Below are 18,562 nucleotides of genomic sequence, written 5' to 3'. Positions count from 1 at the left end.
ATGACATGAAAGAAAAAGATATAAATAATTTAGTAATGAATAAAGATGTTTTAGTAGCACATGCCTCCGATGGAATGGGATGTGCTTATGAAAAAGAAGTAACTTCCATATCTGTATGGATAAACGAAAAATGTAGGCACTGCGTTAATGATGAAAGTGTTTCCGCTTTACTTAAAGAGGCGAAGAAGTCCGGTAAAATTCAAATATACATCTGTGGTAATAAGAAAATGGACGGAAATATAGATGCGTTTGGAAGTACTCCTCTGTACACTAATGGGCAATTCAGCGTAAATGAGTTGATATACAACGGAAATGCTGTTTGGTCAAGAATTAAATCAAAATCAAATAGATATGAACTGTAAAAAAAATCAGGCTATTACGACTTTTATTCATGGAATGCAAACGATAAACAGACACAGCCATGCCATACAGAAGCACGGGAATAACCATTTGCGGGACACGGTATGACCGCAGGCAAAAACTGACACCCGAACAGCGGGTAGAGATTTTCCACCGTTACATGACGGAAGATGTCAGTCAGCGCCGGCTGGCACGCGAGTACGGTGTAAGCCGCCGCCTGATTACGTTCATCGTGAATCCCGAAAGGGAGAAGCGTAACAGGGAGCTGCTGAATAAACGCAAGGCGAAGGGGCTGTACAAGCCTGACCGAAAAAAGCACACTGAAATTATCCGTGAATACCGGCGCTACAAACAGAAGTTATTCAAAGAAGGCAAAATCCAATTAAATACTGACAGAAAATGAAATTACAGGAAAAACAGAAAGAACTGGAACAGGAGATTATCGCCAATCTCAGGGCGATTCCAAAAATGCCGGAGGGCTTGCTGCCCCACACGGTCTATGTCGAGGAGGAAGGCGAGGACGATGAACATCACGGCATACCGGTATATACCGCGTACAAGCTGGAAGAGATCAGGCCGGACGGGAGCTGCATGCTCTATAATCCCGACAGCCGTGAGCGTTTCCCCTGCCGTCATCTTTACGAAATCAATATCGACTGGCTGGTTACCGTTTGGGAACGGTATCTGGAGCTATGCGTCGGGCAGAAACTCTGGAAACAGAACGCCGTCGCTTTCCTGAAAGAAAGCACGGATAAAACGGAGGCGGAGATCTCCGCTTTCGTGGACTCCGGCTGGGACAGATGTTCGGCTTACACGGACAACCTGAAACGATTTCTCGGGAAAGACGAGGTCAAAGAGGTGTGGGTGTTCTCTTTCCCTATGGATGATTTCGGACGTGACGCTCCTGACAAGGAGATCATTTTCGATTACGAGAACAACCCGCATACAGAGGTTGAAAAGATGACACCGCTGGAGTTCACGGCAAGAATCAATGACGAGATGTTCAATGACCAGGATAATTGGGTTCGGGCCATTGAACTTCCCGAGCATAAGTAATAACCACAAAACAATTTAATATGATTACCCAAAGAAATATTCAAGACGAGAGCTTTGACTCTATGACTGTCAACGGTATGCCGGCATTGTTCACCAATTTCAGGATTGACCGCAATGCCGTGCCGGAAGGGCATGCGTATGATATCCGGGAGTCGGATGATGGCGGGCGTTTTGCGACCATTGAACCGGAGGTAATGGTAAACCATGCCGAACAATCCTTACAAGAGAAAAGCTGGTCATGGGAGAAAACGGTTACGTGCGGATTGAAGAGTACGGATTTGAAGATTCCATAACACTGGACGAATGGCTTGCAGAGTATAATTAAGACGATGGAAATGGATATTAAAGAACTGACAGAAAAATACCGTGAACGCTTTGAGGCTTTTTACCATACGGAAGGAAACAATACCGACAGAAAAGGAAACAGGAGGAAAAGAACGGAAGAAAGTCCGAGCTTTCTTAAAGAGGTTATACGCCCGATACTTGATATGCTACCGGAACTGTTACCGAAGTATGGCTTTACCAAAACCACGGATGAGTACGCCATGTACGGGAAATATTACCGTATTAAGGCAGGCGTTGTACTTATTGGAGGATTTTCTATAAACGAGGACTTTGGGTTGTTTTTTACACCTCTGTTCCATGGTAAGGCCTGTGGTAAAAGCCATAGGATAGACAACATGAAACAACTCGTTAAAACCATCAGCGAGGAGTTTGAAAAAAGGGAGGTGAAAATGAGAAAATAGTTCCGCTTACAAAAAATGGGGCGAATCCGCAAATTATTGTATATTTGCCCAATAAAAAAGTCTGTATATACCTTTCGGACGAAAGACCAACAGCTGAATTGGTTGCAGGCGCTTTTTATGTTTGGCAGACACCAAACCATATACATATATTATATGAAAAAGGAACAGATTATCCGTCAGTGTTACGGAGGTATGAAAGAAAAGCATGGCATGGAAACCGTTACCCTTTTCCATGTAGGTGATTCATACGAAGCGTATTTTGAAGACGCCGAAACGATTACCCGGATCATGGAAGCGCCTCTTTTCAAGATGACGGCGGCGAATATTCCTGCTGTCAGGATATCAGATACTGCCATGGAGGAATGTCGAAACCGGTTGTTGGATGCAGGACATGAAGTATGCGTGTCCGAATTTCGGGGGGCATCCGGCCGCCACATCCTCAAAATTCTATGAAACAGTTAAGAAAGCAGGCTGATGAGTTTGTTTTCATGACAACCACAATCGGTCCACGGGCGATATTGGTATTTCTTGTCATTGTGGTAGGGCTGTTACGGATGTGTATTCCCGATAAGACTGATCCAATGGACAACAGTATCAACAAATCTTCCGAGATAGTGGCCCATGTCATGGTCAGGGACAGTACGAACAATGGCTTCCGGGTGGTATATGCAACAGCCGAACCTGTAACGGATGAACGGTTTGCGGAAATATGCACACGGACAAGCGTACGGAATGGTTTTGAAAGTCTGGAAAAGGAAGCTCCGATACATTTTGGAAACAATCTTTTGGAGACGGATATTTGCGACTTCGCCCTATATGTTTACAGGTTTCCGATTGACAAGGATATCCGCGTACATAACATTTTCGTGACAGGGAAAGAGAAGATGGATTTTTATGTCCGGGACAACCCTAATCTGCCGGGATGTGCCAGATGGATGCACCACGGCACAGAACAGGGTAACCAATATCTGAACGCCAACGATATAAATTACTATATACCTAACGGCGGACGGATTTACCGGTATTGGAAATGCCGTTATCTTCTGCAAACTTCTGATACAGACGAGCGTTTCAGCCATTTTACAGAGGAAGAAAGACTGTACTAAGTGCAGCCTTTCTCTATATATTCGTACATAATTCCCTGAAAACTAATGATTAAAACACTTTGTCAACACACTTATTTGATATATATTTGCATGACAAAGTGAGTTATTAAAGACATATTGTTAATTGAAAGTAATAGATTGAATATGAAAGACCTGTAATATGACATCGGAAAAATCGCAACTGAAGTTTGCGAAATCGGAGCGGACAGGCGAACTGATCGGATTCGTTTCGCGCCACTCCAAAACACGTAAATTGATGGGAGTTCGTGAAGACTCAAGATTTGGCAAACAAATATGTGTTCTTTCAGAAGATCTGAAAGGAACTATTGAGCCAAACATCCTCTATTCGGTAGAGTTGAAACCTATGCACAACGCCAAAGGGTACGTAGTGGTTGCTGCTACCCCTGTCTTGTTTCAAGCGCATGTGGAAACAATAATTGTCCCGAAAACGTTGTATCAAGTAACTGTGACATTCGGCAACAAAAAGATTTTCTTCGATCCCAAGGATGGAAAGAGTGCTATGAGCCGTACAATAGACGGTGTATTGGAAATTCTCAAAGGACGCAAGGATATCAGGCATCAGGAGAGTGTAATCAACGATTATCTGAACCAAGCACAGGCTTTGGTACGACGCATGGAATCTGACGGATTCATCTATACGAAAAATGGACATTCGGGAAGAAGCAAATGAAAGGAAAACCAAAGGTAGGCATAGCGACCGATGGAACCCATAAGGCAAAAGAGAGATTGACACGCTTCCGGGCTGTTGATCTCTCTTCCGGAATGGAACTCTTTTCGGAATCAATTGGCAACTGGACAAACAATATCGGGGAGTTTCTCGGTATTGTGACAGCTGTCAAGTATATTTTAGAGCATCCGGGGACTCCGCGAACAATCTACTCGGACAGCATTACGGCCATCATATGGTATCGTAACAAACAGACGGTCTCTTCACGCAGATGCCCGGCATTGCAGAAAGCGGAGATATTCCTCAAAGTGATGGAGGCAAGAATCAAGGACATCGAAGTGCTGTACTGGGACAATCGCCTGTGGGGTGAGATTCCGGCCGACTTCCAAAACAAATAAAATCAATATGGCAAAATTAAAATCACAGTCACAGAAATATGTCGAGTTGAAGGAGGAAGACTACCTACTGCTTATCGAGAATACTATCAAGATGGAAGCCCTGAAGATTGCCGGTATCGAAAAGATGCCCATATACAAGGCAATGGAACATATTCTTGAACACGAGTACATCGATCTGCTCGTCAAACCCGTTTCAAGGAGATATTCCTGACTCTTTAAGTGGACAATAATACACTCCACAAGCAAAATCAATGTTTAGCAGTGTTAAATAATAGTATATAATAACTATTAATGTAAATCAATGCAAATCAGGAAATTAAGAAAGTGGAACATGTACGGAATTATCTATACCGTACATGTGCCACTTTGCTCTATACACTTTTTGATTTCCTTGATTGATAAAAAAAGCTCTTTTCCAATGCTTTACAATCCGACTTTTTTATATACTTTTGTCTTCAGTATCAGTTGGTTATTGAAACCCGCTATGTATGCTTATAAGTATAGATTAGCTTTTTTAAGCGAAACTAACCGTTGGTTATCAATCAATTATCAAACAAAAAAAGTTTGCCTTTGAGTCGTACCTCTTTTTTTGCCACTTCTATCCATATCGACGCCACAAGTACGCAGTTATCTCAAACCTCTAACATACACTGTTTCTTTGGTTTACTTTTGTCCGTGCACCGCTGTTGGTGTCATTAAATACATTGTAATATGGACGAAAAAAACAAAGACCAGGAAGTCCTTTTGGTCAAGGAACAGAAGGACGAGAGCCTCCGAGCCGTAGCCGGAGCAGATGAGAAAGGAGAACTGAAAACCGTTCCGCCCACCGCAGAGCATGAACAGAGCTTCCTGAAGTTCGACAAGCACAGCAATGCGCTGGAGAATTTCCTTTCCAACTTCATGCGTCAGTTCAAGCATCCCACACCGTTGAACTTCTTCAAAGTCCCCTTTGAGAGTGCCGTTGCCAGCGCACGCGTACTCTCGGAGATGCTCAAAGCACCGGATGTCCCCTCCAACAAGGAGATGCTGGACTCCGCCCGTGTCAATCCTTCCGACTATGCAGGAGAGCAAAAACAGTCTTTTCAAGGCATTGACCCCGATAAGGTGAAGTGGGAGCAGTTCGAGCAGATGGGCGTAAACCGTGAGAGTCTGGAAAAAGGCAAGCATCTTGATGACCTGCTTCAATACCGCAAGACTCCGCTTGTTCCCATCGCTATTAAAATCGGAGAAGTCTCTCTTTACACCGATGCCCGTCTTTCTCTGAAAGTCTCCGGAGACGGGACATTTATCCCTGTTGTCCACGCCATCCGCAAGGAACCTCAATTGGAGCGCGAGTTCTTCGGGCATACCTTTACCGATGAGGACAAGAAAGCCCTCAGAGAAACGGGCAACCTCGGTCGTACCGTGGAGCTGACCTTCCCCGGCAAAGATGAGCCGACCCGCAGCTTCGTGAGCATCGACCGCCTGACGAACGACATCATCGCCCTGAGTGCCGACAGGGTACGCATCCCCGATGAAATCAAGAGCGTGAAGCTGAGCGACGAGCAGAAAAAGGAGTTGTCGGAAGGCAGAAGCATCTATGTGGAGGGCATGACCTCCAAAACGGGAAAGCATTTCAATGCCAACCTCCAATTCAATGCCGACAAGCGGTCGATTGAATTTCGTTTCGGCTCTCCCAAGCAGGAACAACGCCAAAGGCAAGCCACCGAAGGACAGGAACAAACGGAGCAGAAAGAATTGCGTGTCCCCAAGAAGATGCTGGGACGCGACATCTCTCCCGAAGAGCAAGCGAAGCTCAAAGCAGGTCAGACGGTCTATATGACCGGGCTTATCGACAAGAAGGGAGAGCCTTTCAATGCCTATGTACGCCCGAACTTCGAGAAGAACAAGTTCGACTTCCTCAAATGGAATCCCGACAAGTCCCAAGCCAAGGAGGTTACTCCCGACAATGCTTCCCGCACACAGGTCGCCGTCAATTCCGAAGGCAAGACCAACGAGGCTACCAAGCATGTGAGGGAGCCGCTCAAGCAGGGACAGACAGAGCCTGCCGCCGGGCAAGAAAAAAAAGAAGAAGAGAAGAAGCGTTCCAAGGGAATGAAAATCTAATCCGCCACCACTAACATCCAAAAAGTAAGAACAAATGAAAGTCATCATAGCAGAAAAGCCGAGCGTCGCTCGTGAAATCGCCCGTGTCGTTCGGGCAACCAACAAGAAAGAGGGTTATATCGAAGGAGGCGGCTATGCCGTCACGTGGGCATTGGGACACCTGATAACGGCAGCCATGCCCGAAGCCTACGGCATCAAGGGGTTCCACAAAGAGAACCTGCCGATTCTTCCTCCCGTCTTTACCCTTATTCCCCGCCAGATTAAGGAGGGTAAAGGTTATAAAGCCGATGCTACGGCAGTCGCCCAACTCAAAGTCATCGAAAAACTCTTCCGGGAATGTGAGGGCATTATCGTTGCCACCGATGCCGGAAGGGAAGGTGAACTCATCTTCCGCTTTATCTACGAATACTTGGGCATTCCCCGTCCGTTCGACCGTCTGTGGATTAGTTCCTTGACGGACAAATCCATCAAAGAGGGGCTTGCCCATCTACAAAGCGGAGCGGCGTATGACAACCTCTATTATGCCGCCCGTGCCCGCAGCGAAGCCGACTGGCTGGTGGGCATCAATGCCACCCAAGCCATATCCATAGCGGCAGGGCGAGGCACCTACTCCTTGGGCAGGGTACAGACCCCGACCCTCTGTATGGTCTGCTCCCGTTTCTTGGAGCATAAGAAGTTCGAGCCACAGCCATTCTGGCAACTCAGCCTTGCCGTAAGGGAAGGTGATGAGAGCTTCCGCTTCTCCTCTGCCGACCGCTGGTTCGATAAGACGGAAGCCACCGCCCTGTACGAGAAACTCAAACAGGCTCCTTATGCCACTGTAGAGACAGTTGTGCGCAAGGAAACCAAACAGGAGCCACCGCTTCTGTATGATTTGACAACCCTGCAGAAAGAAGCGAACAGCCGATACGGATACACGGCAGAACAGACCCTTTCCTTGGCTCAGAAACTCTACGAAAAGGCATACATTACCTACCCACGCACGGGCAGCCGCCATATCCCCGAAGATGTCTTTGCCGAAATTCCAGCTTTGATAGCCTTTTTGCACGACCACCCCGTTTGGGGTGTCCATGCCCGCCGACTGACCGAACTGAACGCACATTCGGTGGACGGCAAGAAAGTGACCGACCACCACGCCCTGCTCATCACGGGCAAGAAGCCGATAGACATGTTTGGAGAGGAAGCGGTCATCTACGATATGATAGCCGGACGTATGCTCGAAGCTTTTTCCACCCGTTGCGTGAAAGATGTCAGTACGGTTACTGCCGTCTGCGAGGATGTGAAGTTTATCCTCAAAGGTGAAATCATCAAGGAAGAGGGTTGGCGTGCCGTTCTCAAAAACAGCAAGAAAAAAGACAAGGAGCAGGCGGAAGCCGAAGAACGGGAAAGTCGGGAAAACGGAGAAGGCATCATCATCCCTCAATGGGAGGAAGGTAAGCAACTTCCTCTCTGTGCCAGTTCGTTGGCACAGGGTACAACCAAACCCAAACCGCTGCACACGGAAAGTTCGCTGTTGGCTGCTATGGAGACGGCAGGTAAGGAGTTGGAGGACGAGGAACTGCGTGCACAGCTCAAGGATTGCGGCATCGGCACGCCTGCTACCCGTGCCGCCATCATCGAAACCCTCTTTGCACGCGAGTACATGGTGCGCCAAAAGAAGTCGCTCGTTCCCACGGAGAAAGGACTTGCCGTCTATTCCATCGTCCGGGAGATGAAAATCGGCAATGCCGAAATGACCGGACAGTGGGAAGCGGACTTGGCGAGAATCGAACGGGGAGAGTTGAAAGAGCAGGACTTCCGCAAGGGTATTGAAAGTTATGCCACACAGATTACCGACGAACTCCTCTCCTCCAAAATCCTCTTTCCCAAGAAACAGAGCGACATCCATTGCCCCAAATGCGACAAAGGCTCACTGGTCTTCTATCCCCGATGTGCCAAATGTTCCGATCCCGATTGCGGGCTGACGCTTTTCCGCAGCGTGGCGGGCAAGAGCCTCACGGACGAGCAGCTGACGCAATTGGCGGTGAACGGGGAGACAGGCATCATCAAGGGCTTTACCTCCAAAACGGGCAAGAGCTTCGAGGCTTCACTCTCCTTGGATGGAGAGTTCAAGACGGTATTTGTCTTTCCCGAACGCAAGAAAACGGGCAAATCCCGAAGGTAAATCCCCGTAATTTGCTAATTTTGCCACTGAATGATGCGGTCATAAACAATCATCTTGTTTTTACTGCGGATTTTAGTGGTGGCACTCGGCGGGGACGTCGAGTGCCTTTGCATTATATACCTCACTAAAATCATTCAAAATGACAGCCATTCATTTTTCATACTACGAGCTTTCCCTGCTCTCTTTTCTTCGGGAAAGCCATCCCGAAAAAGCCGGTGACATTCCTTTTGTCAAAGAGCGTGCGGCAGCCGCTTCCGAAGCCTATGCCGAAGCCTTCGATGCCGGACTTCCCATAGCCGAATGTATCGGCATTGCCAATAAGACGCTCTATGCGGGTCTGCACTTCTCCCGTCACGATACCATCTCTTCCGTGCTTTGGAACGAGTTCTCCGCCGAAGTGCCGCTCGAAGCGGTCAGGGAGACCGCCATCCGCCTGCGCCCGCTCTTGGAAGCAATCTTCGCCAAGTATCCGATTTCGGACGAGTTCGCTTATACGCCCGAATACAACTCCCTCTATACGGAGCTTACGGGTTTTGTCCAACTAAAACTCGAAGAAGATGGCACACTATAACAAAAAGGAGCACCTAAGGGCGAATATAGAAGCCATTAAGACCGTCTTTGCCCTGCATCGGGAACAGCGCGCGGCAACGGAGGAGGAAATGGAGGTGTTGCGGGCTTATGCGGGCTTCGGGGCTTTGAAGTGTATCCTCTCTCCTGCCAACACGATGGAGGACATCGCCCGATGGAACAAGTCGGAGTTGGAACTTTTCCCCTTGGTGATGGAGCTGCATCGCATCATTCGGGACAACACCGCTTCCGAGTCGCAATACAAGAGCTATATGCAGAGCCTGAAAAACTCCGTGATGACCGCTTTCTATACTCCTGCGCCCATAGTGCGGGAGATTGCCGCTTCCTTACAGGAGGCTGGCATCGTCCCCCAACGCATCCTCGACCCTTCGGCAGGAATGGGCGAGTTCATCCGCTCTTTTGACGGCATTGCAGCCGAAGGGCATACGACCTTCGGTTTTGAGAAAGACATCCTTACGGGACAGATGCTCTCCGTCCTGCATCCCGAAGACAAGATACGCATCCGGGGCTTCGAGGAAATCGAATCCAAGCTCGGAGGTTATTTCGATGTGGTCAGCAGCAACATTCCTTTCGGAGATGTGGCCGTCTTCGACCCTGTTTTCAGCAAGACGGACGAACCAGCCCGAAAGGTCGCCCGCATGTCCCTGCACAATTACTTTTTCGTCAAGGGGGTGGATATGCTCCGCGAGGGTGGCGTGCTGGCGTTCATCACCTCGCAAGGCGTCATGAATGCCCCGACAAACGAGCCGGTACGGGAGTGGCTGATGAGCCATACCCGCCTTATTTCGGCAGTTCGTCTGCCCAACAATCTCTTCTCAGAGAATGCGGGAACGGAAGTGGGCAGTGACCTTATCGTCCTGCAAAAGCAGAGCGAAAAGACAAGTCTGACCGAAGAGGAACAGCGTTTCATCAAGAGCGAGAAACGCCCCAGCGGAGTGCTGTTCAACACCTATCTGCGAAGCATGTCGCAAATCGTGCACACCGAGTGGAAGCAGGATACCGACCCTTACGGCAAGCCTGCCATTCTGTTCCATCACGAGGGCGGAGCGGAAGGCATCGCCACCGATATGGGTAAAATCCTGCGGGCAGATTTAGCCAAACGCTTGGACGAGGCATTGTACCAAAAGCATATCTCCATTCAGGAGCAGCCCAAAGTTGCCGTTTCCGTTCCTCCCGAAGTCAAGCAGGAAGAGCCTACGCTTACGCTAGCCGCTTCGACAGAGGAGCAACCGCACAAAGAGGTGGTGCAACCGAGAGAGGAACAGCCTGTGGAGCATCCCCGAAGCAGTGTCACCCCGCAGGTACAACTGCTCGACCTTTTCGGCAATGTTATCCCGGAGGAAAAGCCCAAACGAAAAACCGCCACTGTGAAACGTGCTGTGGTTTCTACTCCTTCTCCCACTATCGAAATAAAGCCACAAGAAACTGCTATGAGGTTACGGGACACGAACGAGCTGTGGTGGCAGCAGGACAAGGAGAAAGGGATGCAGCAGCGTCCCTATGAGGGAGTATGGCACGAACACCTCAAAGAGGGCTCTCTGCTTGCCTCGGACTTTCAGGTCGGAATGCTTGTCCGTGATATGGAGGACAACCGAATGTTCCAGCCCATAGACCTCCCGTCCCAAGAGCGACAGAAAATGTTGCTCTACATAGACTTGCGGGATGCTTACCACGCGCTCTATGATTATGAAGCGGAACGCAAGGTGGCGAATGAATCCTTGCGACAGAACCTCAATGAACTGTACGACCGTTTCGTGCGGCAGTACGGGTATCTGAACGACCGCAAGAACCACGAGCAGATCCTGATGGATGCCGGTGGCAGGGAAATCCTTTTCTTGGAACGGAAGGTGGATAAAGAAACGCTCAAAGCCGATATTTTCCGTCAGCCCGTTTCTTTCAGCCTGCACGAGGTGACAGAGGTGAGCAATGCCCAAGAGGCGCTCTCGGCTTCACTCAATAAATTCGGAGCGGTGGACACCGAGTATATGCTCTCTTTGCTTCCCGACACCTCCGAGGAAGAGATGCTCTCCGAATTGCACGGCAGGATTTCCTACAATCCCTTGGAGGGAGAATATGAAATCGCCGAGAAGTTCATATCGGGCAATGTGGTTGCCGCATCGGAGCGTATCGGACAATATCTCTTGGAGCATCCGGAGGACGCAAGGGCGCAAGCCTCCTTGCAGGCACTGAAGGATGCCATCCCCGAACCGATTCCTTTCGTGGACTTGGATTTCAACTTCGGGGAGCGATGGATTCCCGTAAATCTCTACTCCGATTATGCCTCGCACCTTTTCGACACGGAGGTGACGATACGCTACAATTCAAGTGCGGACGAGTATTCCGTGGAGGCACGGATGCACAATGCCAATATCTGGGACAGGTTCTGTGTACGGGGACAGCATCGTCGATACGACGGCATTGCCCTGATGAAGCATGCCCTGCTGAATACGACGCCCGACATTACCAAGAAAATCATGGTCGGAGACAAGGAAGTCAAAGTACGGGACACGGAAGCCATACAGATGGCAAACGCCAAAATCGACGAGATCCGAAACGGCTTTACCGATTGGCTGAACGAGCAGAGCGATGAGTTCAAGGAGCGATTGGAAAAACTCTACAACAATACCTTTAACTGTTTTGTGCGTCCTCAGTATGATGGTTCCCATCAGACATTCCCCGACCTCAACCTGAAAGGCTTGGGCATCGAGAGTTTGTACGGCAGCCAAAAAGATGCTGTGTGGATGTTGAAACTCAACGGAGGGGGGATATGTGACCATCAGGTAGGGGCAGGAAAGACCTTGATTATGTGTACGGCTGCCTATGAGATGAAGCGGCTCGGCTTGGCAAACAAGCCGATGATACTCGCTCTCAAAGCCAACGTGCAGGAGATAGCACAGACCTTCCAAACGGCTTACCCGAATGCCAAGCTGCTCTATCCGGGCAAGAACGATTTCACGCCCGATAAGCGGCAGCGGATTTTCCACGACATCAAGAACAACAACTGGGACTGCATTGTCCTCACGCACGACCAGTTCGGCATGATACCGCAGTCGGACGAGATACAGCAGAAAATCCTTCAGGATGAGTTGGACAGTGTAGAGGAAAACTTGGATGTCCTGCGTCAGCAGGGACGCAGCATCTCCCGTGCAATGGAGAAAGGGCTTGTCAAGCGGCAGATGAACTTGCAGGCGAAGCTGGATGAAATCAAGTTCAAGATAGAGAACCGAAAGGACGATATAGTGGATTTCAAGACAATGGGTATCGACCACCTGTTCGTGGACGAGTCGCATACGTTCAAGAATCTGATGTTCAACACCCGCCACGACCGTGTGGCAGGGCTTGGCAACAGTGAGGGGAGCCAAAGAGCCTTGAATATGCTCTTTGCCATCCGCACAATACAGGAGCGGACGGGAAAAGACTTGGGAGCCACTTTCCTTTCGGGAACAACCATCAGTAACTCACTCACGGAGTTGTACCTGCTGTTCAAGTACCTGCGTCCCCAAGCCCTCGAAGCACAGAACATCAAGACCTTTGACGCATGGGCTGCCATCTTCGCCAAGAAGTCGGTGGACTATGAGTTCTCCGTCACCAATGAAATTGTGCAGAAGGAGCGTTTCCGCTATTTTATCAAAGTACCGGAGTTGGCGGCGTTCTACGCTCAAATCACCGATTATCGAACGGCAAAGGACATCGGCATTGACCGACCCGAGAAAAACGAAATCATGCACAATATCCCGCCCACACCCGAACAGGAGGAGTTCATAGCCAAGTTGGTGGAGTTTGCCAAGACGGGCAATGCAGAATTATTAGGACGAGAGAAACTCTCCGATAGAGAGGAGAAAGCCAAGATGCTTATCGCAACGGACATGGCTCGAAAGATGAGCTTAGATTTGAGGCTTATTGATCCTAACAAGTACGGAGATCATGTGGACAACAAAGCCTCCCACTGTGCCGCCAAGATTGCGGAGTACTACCGGAAGTTCAATGAGCAGAAAGGAACGCAGTTTGTGTTCAGCGATCTCGGCACATACAAGCCGGGCGAGTGGAATCCCTACAGCGAAATCAAACGAAAGTTGGTGGAAGATCACGGCATTCCTGCTCAGGAGATACGCTTTATTCAGGAAGCCAAGACTGACAAGGCACGAAAGACGCTCATTGCAGGCATGAACGAGGGAACAATACGCGTGTTGTTCGGTTCCACCTCCATGCTCGGCACAGGTGTGAACGCCCAGAAACGTGCCGTAGCCATTCATCATCTTGACTGTCCCTGGCGTCCTTCCGACTTGGAGCAGAGGGACGGCAGAGCCGTGCGTAAAGGAAACGAAGTCGCCAAGTTTCATGCGGACAACAAGGTGGATGTCATCATTTATGCGGTGGAAAAATCGCTTGACAGCTACAAGTTCAACCTGTTATATAACAAGCAGTTGTTCATCGAACAGCTTAAAAATAACCGTATGGGTAGCCGTACCATTGATGAGGGAAGTATGGACGAGAAATCGGGAATGAATTTTTCCGAATACGTTGCCATCCTCTCCGGAAATACCGATTTGTTGGAAAAGGCAAAGTTGGAAAAGAAGATTGCGGGTTTGGACAGCGAACGGCAGGCGTTCATTCGCAGTAAGTCATCCTCCCGAAGCCGATTGGACGAAGTTATGAGAACGGTGGACGGAAACAAGGAATTGATAGCCCGTTTCCAAAGCGACTGGGACTTGTATCAAAGCCGTGTACAGAAAGACAAAGAGGGAAACACACTCAACCCGATAACACTCAAAGGAGTGGAAGGCAGCGACCCGAAACGCATTGCTGCCAAACTCGCGGAAATCAACGAGAAAGCCTGCACACGGGGAGAGTATTTCAATATCGGAACACTCTACGGATTTAACCTCGTGGTCAAGACGGAGTCTTCCTCCAAGGACCTTTTCGACCTTTCGCAGAACAAGTTCTTCGTGATGGGAGAAAGCGGAATGAAGTACAGCTACAACAACGGCAGGATAGCGGCAGACCCGCAACTCGCCTGTATGAATTTCCTGAATGCCTTGGAGAAGATACCCGGCTTGATTGAGAAGTTTAAGGCAGACACGGAAAAGATAGCCAAGGATATTCCTGTATTGCAGGAGGTGGTGAACGGCTCCTGGAAGAAGGAAGAGCAGCTCAAAGACCTCAAAACGGAACTTGCCGCCCTTGATCGCAAAATACAGCTTTCCCTAAAACCGATTGAGCAGGGAGAGAGTGAGCAAGAAGCTGCGGAGATGATGCAGGACGGCGAAGGAAAGACGGAAGAAATGGAACGGTTACGTCCGATTGAGCCGACTGTCACCGCTCCCTCCGTCAGCACCTCTGCGGCTCAAACCGACAGACCGTTGGAAAGCAGCGGGCAGAGTATCTCCGCTACACAGCCCTCTATGGACGGACTGCCGCCGTCTCTGGCAGAAAAGGTGTTTATCGTCAGACCGAAAATCTAAAACAAAAGGACGAACTACAATTGTTGTAATTCGTCCTTTTAGAATTTATACCATTTCAGAACAACTTCAATTTGGATTGTTGATATAAAGCCATTCCGGGAATATCATCATACATTGCTGCTAATTTATTCCTAAGTCCAAACATTCGTTTCTCTGCAGTATCAACAAGTTGGTCAAAATCTGTCAAGAAGATGCTTCCTTCATCTTTAGAACCTGCACGATACTGACGTTGTAACCCTTTTGCCACTTTATCTCCTACGACAAAAGCTGTTATTTTTGCAGTATTAATTCCCAATGCAATCAAACTGTCTACATAGTCAGTAGCTTGATTTCTTTCTTTACTTGTTATTTCAAAGCCTCCTCGTTTTAGTTCAACTATCAGAACTTTGGTTATTGTAGCTAGCTCATTATCACCAAACTCTTCCACACCTGTCATTGAAAGAGAGGTACTATCAGCTAAAACGACAAGGTCTGGTCTTCTATTTGTTTTTACCCCGACTTCATTCTGAACATCCATTTTGAACAGGCTTCTCATTACAGTCTGAAGTTGTCTGTTAGAGGTATATTCGGGAGTATCGTATTCGGGACCGAAGAGCCATCGTGATTCGGTTACAAGAGGATGTAAAACATGTAATTCATCCGTGTCCTTTTCTTTAGAAAGTTTTCTTATTGCTTCAATGATGGATAGGCGTCTATCAATTTCACTCAATACGGTGAGGGCATCCTTTACAGACCACTTATTGAGTATCGTATTAAGACCGGTAATATCTTCTTCCGTAAGTTGAGAGAGTTTCATTAAAAGTTCCTGTCCATTTTTCGATGACTCTAAATTTAATACAGCTTCAACAGCAATAGATATTGTCTCTTTAGTTGCTGTAGGAGAATTTATCGAAATGTTCTCTATGATTTCATCTACCTCATACTGAGCCAATGGAGAAGCTTCTTTTAATTTAGTCGCCAATTCCTTCTTCACAATAGCCTTTGTTTCTTCTAAATTCGCCTTTGCTGTTTGTTCAAACATTGTCTTCACATACTCTGCAACTGTTCGGTACAAATTCTCGGTTTCATTTGTATTTTTGAAGCCACTCCAATCTTCCCTGACCAATTCTGCCAATTCATTGCTTTGTATTACGATCGTATATCTCTTAGCAAGGGCGGTTCGACCGTCTAAATAGAAAACAGATCCTAATATCCATGATGGAATACCAATCAAACGACCGCTTTCCCAAAAAGCAATTCCCTGATAAATACTTTTACGAGACGATTTTTTTGAATCTACAAAGTTCGCTGTAATGTTATATCCATCGGGAGTCGTTAGTTCAGTCGTATCCAACAACCCTTCCATTTGATCTAAGGAAAGCTGTTGTTTGTTTACTTCGATTACAAACTCGGGATCGTGTAGGAAACGAGAGGATATTATTTCTCTGATTTTATCCACATTTGGAAGGTTTCTTTCAACACGAACTTCCAACCTTGTACCATGTTTTGAAGAGGATGAGATATTTTGTTCAATAACTGCGATCGCTTGATCTTTTATTTTAGTTGAAACTGTAAGGGAAAGTTCTTTACCGTTTTTTGAAGTGACAATATGATATTCGTCATTAAAGCATAAAAGGCTATGCCTGCCAATACCATTACGACCATAAGCCATGCGAGGACTTCTTTTCTTTTTATCTGGAAATAGAACCTGTTTGCCTTGATGTGCTAGTTTGTTATATCCCAGTGTCATCCAACGTTGTTGAAATTCTTCTTCTGTCAAGCCATTTCCATCATCTTCTACGACAAGGATTTCTCCATATTCATCAGGAATGAAGATGCTTACTTTTGTAGCACCAGCATCCCAAGCATTTGCAACAAGTTCTGTCAAAGCAATATCAGCTTGGCTGGTTATAGAACTGTTCAACGTTCTAACAAGGTAGTCTTCTTCAAAAAGAGAGCGATATATGGGTTCGGATTTCTTATTCATAGTATCTATTTATAGTCATTATCAACTAAAAGGGCTGATGTCTTTACTTGCAATATTCTTGATATCCGATATAAAATCTCAAGAGAAGGCTGTTGTCGATTACAAGCATAAGCGTTTATGGTACTAAAACTTTTATTAAGTTCCTTCGCCAACCACTTTTGGGAAATGCCCTTTTCCTCAAGAACTTCTTTTATTCTATTTAGTCTCATCATATTTACAAAAGAAATGAGTGCGTGTAATTTGCTACAAAAATAGTGAATAATTCTCTATACACCTAATTTCTGAATAGGAAAATCATTTTTTATGTGCAAATCCCGCCTCGTCATCACGACGGGACGGGATTTTACGCGTACAAAACAAAAAGCAAAGATTGTTTCTATGTTTTTCTTTTGCGTTTCCTTTTCATATTCTCGGTGAAATGGTGCTTCATAAAGGCGGTTATCTCCGATTCAAGATACCACGTCTTGTGGTAGATGATATGGAATGGGAGCGTTCCCGAATCCCGGTAACGCTGCAAGGTTCGCTTGCTGACTTGCAGCATCATGCAGACCTCCTGATTGTCCAAAAGCGGCTCGCCGTTGAGCATCGGACGTTGGGGAATGTCGGGAATGGTCTGCTTCAGATGGTCGAAACGGGTCATAATCCGTTCCATCCATTCAAGAAAAGTGTCTCTGTCCAATAGTTCCATACGCTATTTCGTTCTCTTGGTTTTAAGTAGGAAATTCCGTCTAAGTTCTTTTATGTTTTGAGGATTGCAGCACAGGCTTTTCTTGCGTATCGCTTCCTCTATGTCTTTCAAGTCGTAATAGCATCGTCCAAGAATAATCTTGTAGCCGATACGTTCCGAACTTCGCAGCCTCTGAAGGGTGCGCTGGCTGATGCCGAGTATCTCGGCTAAATCCTTGTTGGTGATCAAGCGGTTTTCATACTCCTCCTTCGCCTGTTCCTCCTTCTCCACATATCGGAGTATCTTCTCTATCTTGCCCATCAAATCATGGTAGGCTTTACTTTCAATCGTAATGACATCCATCGCTCTTTTTATTTGATTATGGTGCAAAGTTCGGACATTAAAATCGTTCGGATTGTATGCTAAATATGTACTGAATAGAGATTTTTATTTCCGGGCATTCAAGTCCGAAGACACTGGCTGTCATATCAAAGCCACAAGCACGCAGTTATATGAAAGTGTCTCTTTCTCACATACGCTGTCATTAAATTTGCATATCGTAATATCCAAACTTAAAAATTGAAACATGGAAGTAATAGCAATCGAGAAGAAAACGTATGAGGCGATGATGGAGCGTTTCCGCATCCTGACTGCCAAGGTCGATGCCCTCTGTCGGGAATCGGACGAGAAGAGAATGGGCAAATGGTTGGACAACCAAGACGTCTGCCAAATTCTGAACGTCAGCTTGCGTACACTGCAAACCTATCGGAGTAACCGGACTTTACCCTATACAAAGATAGGCTACAAGATGTACTATAAACCGGAGGACGTGCAGAAACTGATAGACAAGTCGGTCTCTCCGTGACACAGTATCTTAATCACCATTAAATCCAAAGTAGAACTATGAGTAATAATGTTAAGACCAAGAATGACGAAGAAATTATGCACTTCCTCAATGCCTCCGACCGTATGATAAAAGGGATAGACGCTCTGAGGAAAAGAAACAGACCGATGCTCCAAGGGCAGCGGTATTTGACGGACGAGGAACTTTCCCGACGGCTGCATGTCAATCGACGCACCCTGCAAGACTATCGCGATATGGGGCGTATCCCGTTTGTCAAATTAGGAGGGAAAGTCCTCTATAAAGAAGAGGAGGTAGAGAAATTGCTACAGGAAAACTACCATCCACGATTTGAAGAATGATGAAAGGAGACAGGCTGCGAGAAATCTTATCTCACAGCCTGTCTCCTTTTAT

The 18,562-nt window shown here is 47.2% G+C and carries 20 protein-coding genes; 16 read left to right on the top strand and 4 right to left on the bottom strand.

The genetic code is table 11. The features are described from left to right. The first annotated feature begins 5 nt into the window (after positions 1-5). The 14 genes from KTR07_RS02940 (at position 6) to KTR07_RS02875 (ending at position 14,674) form a co-directional block, all read left to right on the top strand. Positions 6-362, top strand: coding sequence for a hypothetical protein (locus KTR07_RS02940; protein WP_146352278.1), 357 nt, complete (start codon positions 6-8; stop codon positions 360-362). Between the two features lie 59 nt (positions 363-421). Next, positions 422-763 (top strand): hypothetical protein, encoded by a 342-nt coding sequence (locus KTR07_RS02935; RefSeq protein ID WP_121972032.1) that lies wholly within the window; start codon positions 422-424, stop codon positions 761-763. Continuing rightward, positions 760-1,416, top strand: coding sequence for a hypothetical protein (locus KTR07_RS02930; RefSeq protein ID WP_217315036.1), 657 nt, complete (start codon positions 760-762; stop codon positions 1,414-1,416). Before KTR07_RS02935 ends, KTR07_RS02930 begins: the two co-directional genes overlap by 4 nt. 20 nt (positions 1,417-1,436) lie before the next feature. Beyond that, on the top strand, positions 1,437-1,709 hold the full coding sequence (locus tag KTR07_RS02925) for an LPD28 domain-containing protein (protein ID WP_254306526.1): 273 nt from the start codon (positions 1,437-1,439) through the stop codon (positions 1,707-1,709). Between the two features lie 42 nt (positions 1,710-1,751). Further along, a complete protein-coding gene (locus KTR07_RS02920; RefSeq protein ID WP_048696743.1) occupies positions 1,752-2,162 on the top strand; it encodes a hypothetical protein in 411 nt (136 codons plus the stop codon). Positions 2,163-2,315: 153 nt separating this feature from the next. Further along, positions 2,316-2,615 (top strand): hypothetical protein, encoded by a 300-nt coding sequence (locus tag KTR07_RS02915; RefSeq protein WP_121972133.1) that lies wholly within the window; start codon positions 2,316-2,318, stop codon positions 2,613-2,615. Next, positions 2,612-3,268, top strand: a complete 657-nt coding sequence (locus tag KTR07_RS02910) for a hypothetical protein (protein WP_121972029.1) — start codon at positions 2,612-2,614, stop codon at positions 3,266-3,268. Before KTR07_RS02915 ends, KTR07_RS02910 begins: the two co-directional genes overlap by 4 nt. Positions 3,269-3,428: 160 nt before the next feature. After that, entirely contained in the window at positions 3,429-3,959 is a 531-nt protein-coding gene (locus KTR07_RS02905; protein ID WP_048698098.1) for a hypothetical protein, read from the top strand. Continuing rightward, the gene (locus KTR07_RS02900; RefSeq protein WP_048698100.1) at positions 3,956-4,354 is read left to right on the top strand and encodes a ribonuclease H; all 399 of its coding nucleotides are present in this window, start codon (positions 3,956-3,958) and stop codon (positions 4,352-4,354) included. Before KTR07_RS02905 ends, KTR07_RS02900 begins: the two co-directional genes overlap by 4 nt. A gap of 7 nt (positions 4,355-4,361) precedes the next feature. Further along, positions 4,362-4,565: a hypothetical protein gene (locus KTR07_RS02895; protein WP_048698103.1), complete on the top strand. Its 204-nt coding sequence runs from the start codon at positions 4,362-4,364 to the stop codon at positions 4,563-4,565. A gap of 500 nt (positions 4,566-5,065) precedes the next feature. Next, positions 5,066-6,460: a DUF3945 domain-containing protein gene (locus KTR07_RS02890; protein WP_117981151.1), complete on the top strand. Its 1,395-nt coding sequence runs from the start codon at positions 5,066-5,068 to the stop codon at positions 6,458-6,460. 34 nt (positions 6,461-6,494) lie between these two features. After that, the gene (locus tag KTR07_RS02885; RefSeq protein ID WP_117981150.1) at positions 6,495-8,624 is read left to right on the top strand and encodes a type IA DNA topoisomerase; all 2,130 of its coding nucleotides are present in this window, start codon (positions 6,495-6,497) and stop codon (positions 8,622-8,624) included. Positions 8,625-8,763: 139 nt separating this feature from the next. Beyond that, complete coding sequence (locus KTR07_RS02880; protein WP_117981149.1) at positions 8,764-9,195, top strand: DUF1896 family protein; 432 nt, start codon at positions 8,764-8,766, stop codon at positions 9,193-9,195. Next, positions 9,182-14,674, top strand: coding sequence for a helicase-related protein (locus tag KTR07_RS02875; RefSeq protein WP_117981148.1), 5,493 nt, complete (start codon positions 9,182-9,184; stop codon positions 14,672-14,674). The genes KTR07_RS02880 and KTR07_RS02875 overlap by 14 nt, the downstream gene beginning before the upstream one ends. Before the next feature lie 55 nt (positions 14,675-14,729). Here the strand turns inward: KTR07_RS02875 and KTR07_RS02870 are convergent, their stop codons facing one another. The 4 genes from KTR07_RS02870 to KTR07_RS02855 form a co-directional block, all read right to left on the bottom strand. After that, positions 14,730-16,640 carry an ATP-binding protein gene (locus KTR07_RS02870; protein ID WP_117981147.1) on the bottom strand — a complete coding sequence of 637 codons (1,911 nt, stop codon included), beginning with the start codon at positions 16,638-16,640 and terminating at the stop codon, positions 14,730-14,732. Positions 16,641-16,645: 5 nt separating this feature from the next. Beyond that, positions 16,646-16,849: a helix-turn-helix transcriptional regulator gene (locus KTR07_RS02865; protein WP_028898382.1), complete on the bottom strand. Its 204-nt coding sequence runs from the start codon at positions 16,847-16,849 to the stop codon at positions 16,646-16,648. A gap of 167 nt (positions 16,850-17,016) precedes the next feature. After that, positions 17,017-17,328: a helix-turn-helix domain-containing protein gene (locus KTR07_RS02860; protein ID WP_028898381.1), complete on the bottom strand. Its 312-nt coding sequence runs from the start codon at positions 17,326-17,328 to the stop codon at positions 17,017-17,019. Positions 17,329-17,331: 3 nt separating this feature from the next. Then, positions 17,332-17,670, bottom strand: coding sequence for a helix-turn-helix domain-containing protein (locus tag KTR07_RS02855; protein ID WP_028898380.1), 339 nt, complete (start codon positions 17,668-17,670; stop codon positions 17,332-17,334). Between the two features lie 223 nt (positions 17,671-17,893). Between KTR07_RS02855 and KTR07_RS02850 the strand changes: the two genes are divergently transcribed. Beyond that, a complete protein-coding gene (locus tag KTR07_RS02850; protein ID WP_004364380.1) occupies positions 17,894-18,172 on the top strand; it encodes a helix-turn-helix domain-containing protein in 279 nt (92 codons plus the stop codon). A gap of 38 nt (positions 18,173-18,210) precedes the next feature. Next, positions 18,211-18,510, top strand: coding sequence for a helix-turn-helix domain-containing protein (locus tag KTR07_RS02845; protein WP_028898378.1), 300 nt, complete (start codon positions 18,211-18,213; stop codon positions 18,508-18,510). Positions 18,511-18,562: the final 52 nt, after the last annotated feature.

Origin of the sequence: Bacteroides sp. MSK.20.82, from assembly GCF_019052485.1 — a bacterium.
GTDB lineage: Bacteria > Bacteroidota > Bacteroidia > Bacteroidales > Bacteroidaceae > Bacteroides > Bacteroides thetaiotaomicron.
This window is presented reverse-complemented; position numbering and strand designations above follow the sequence as displayed.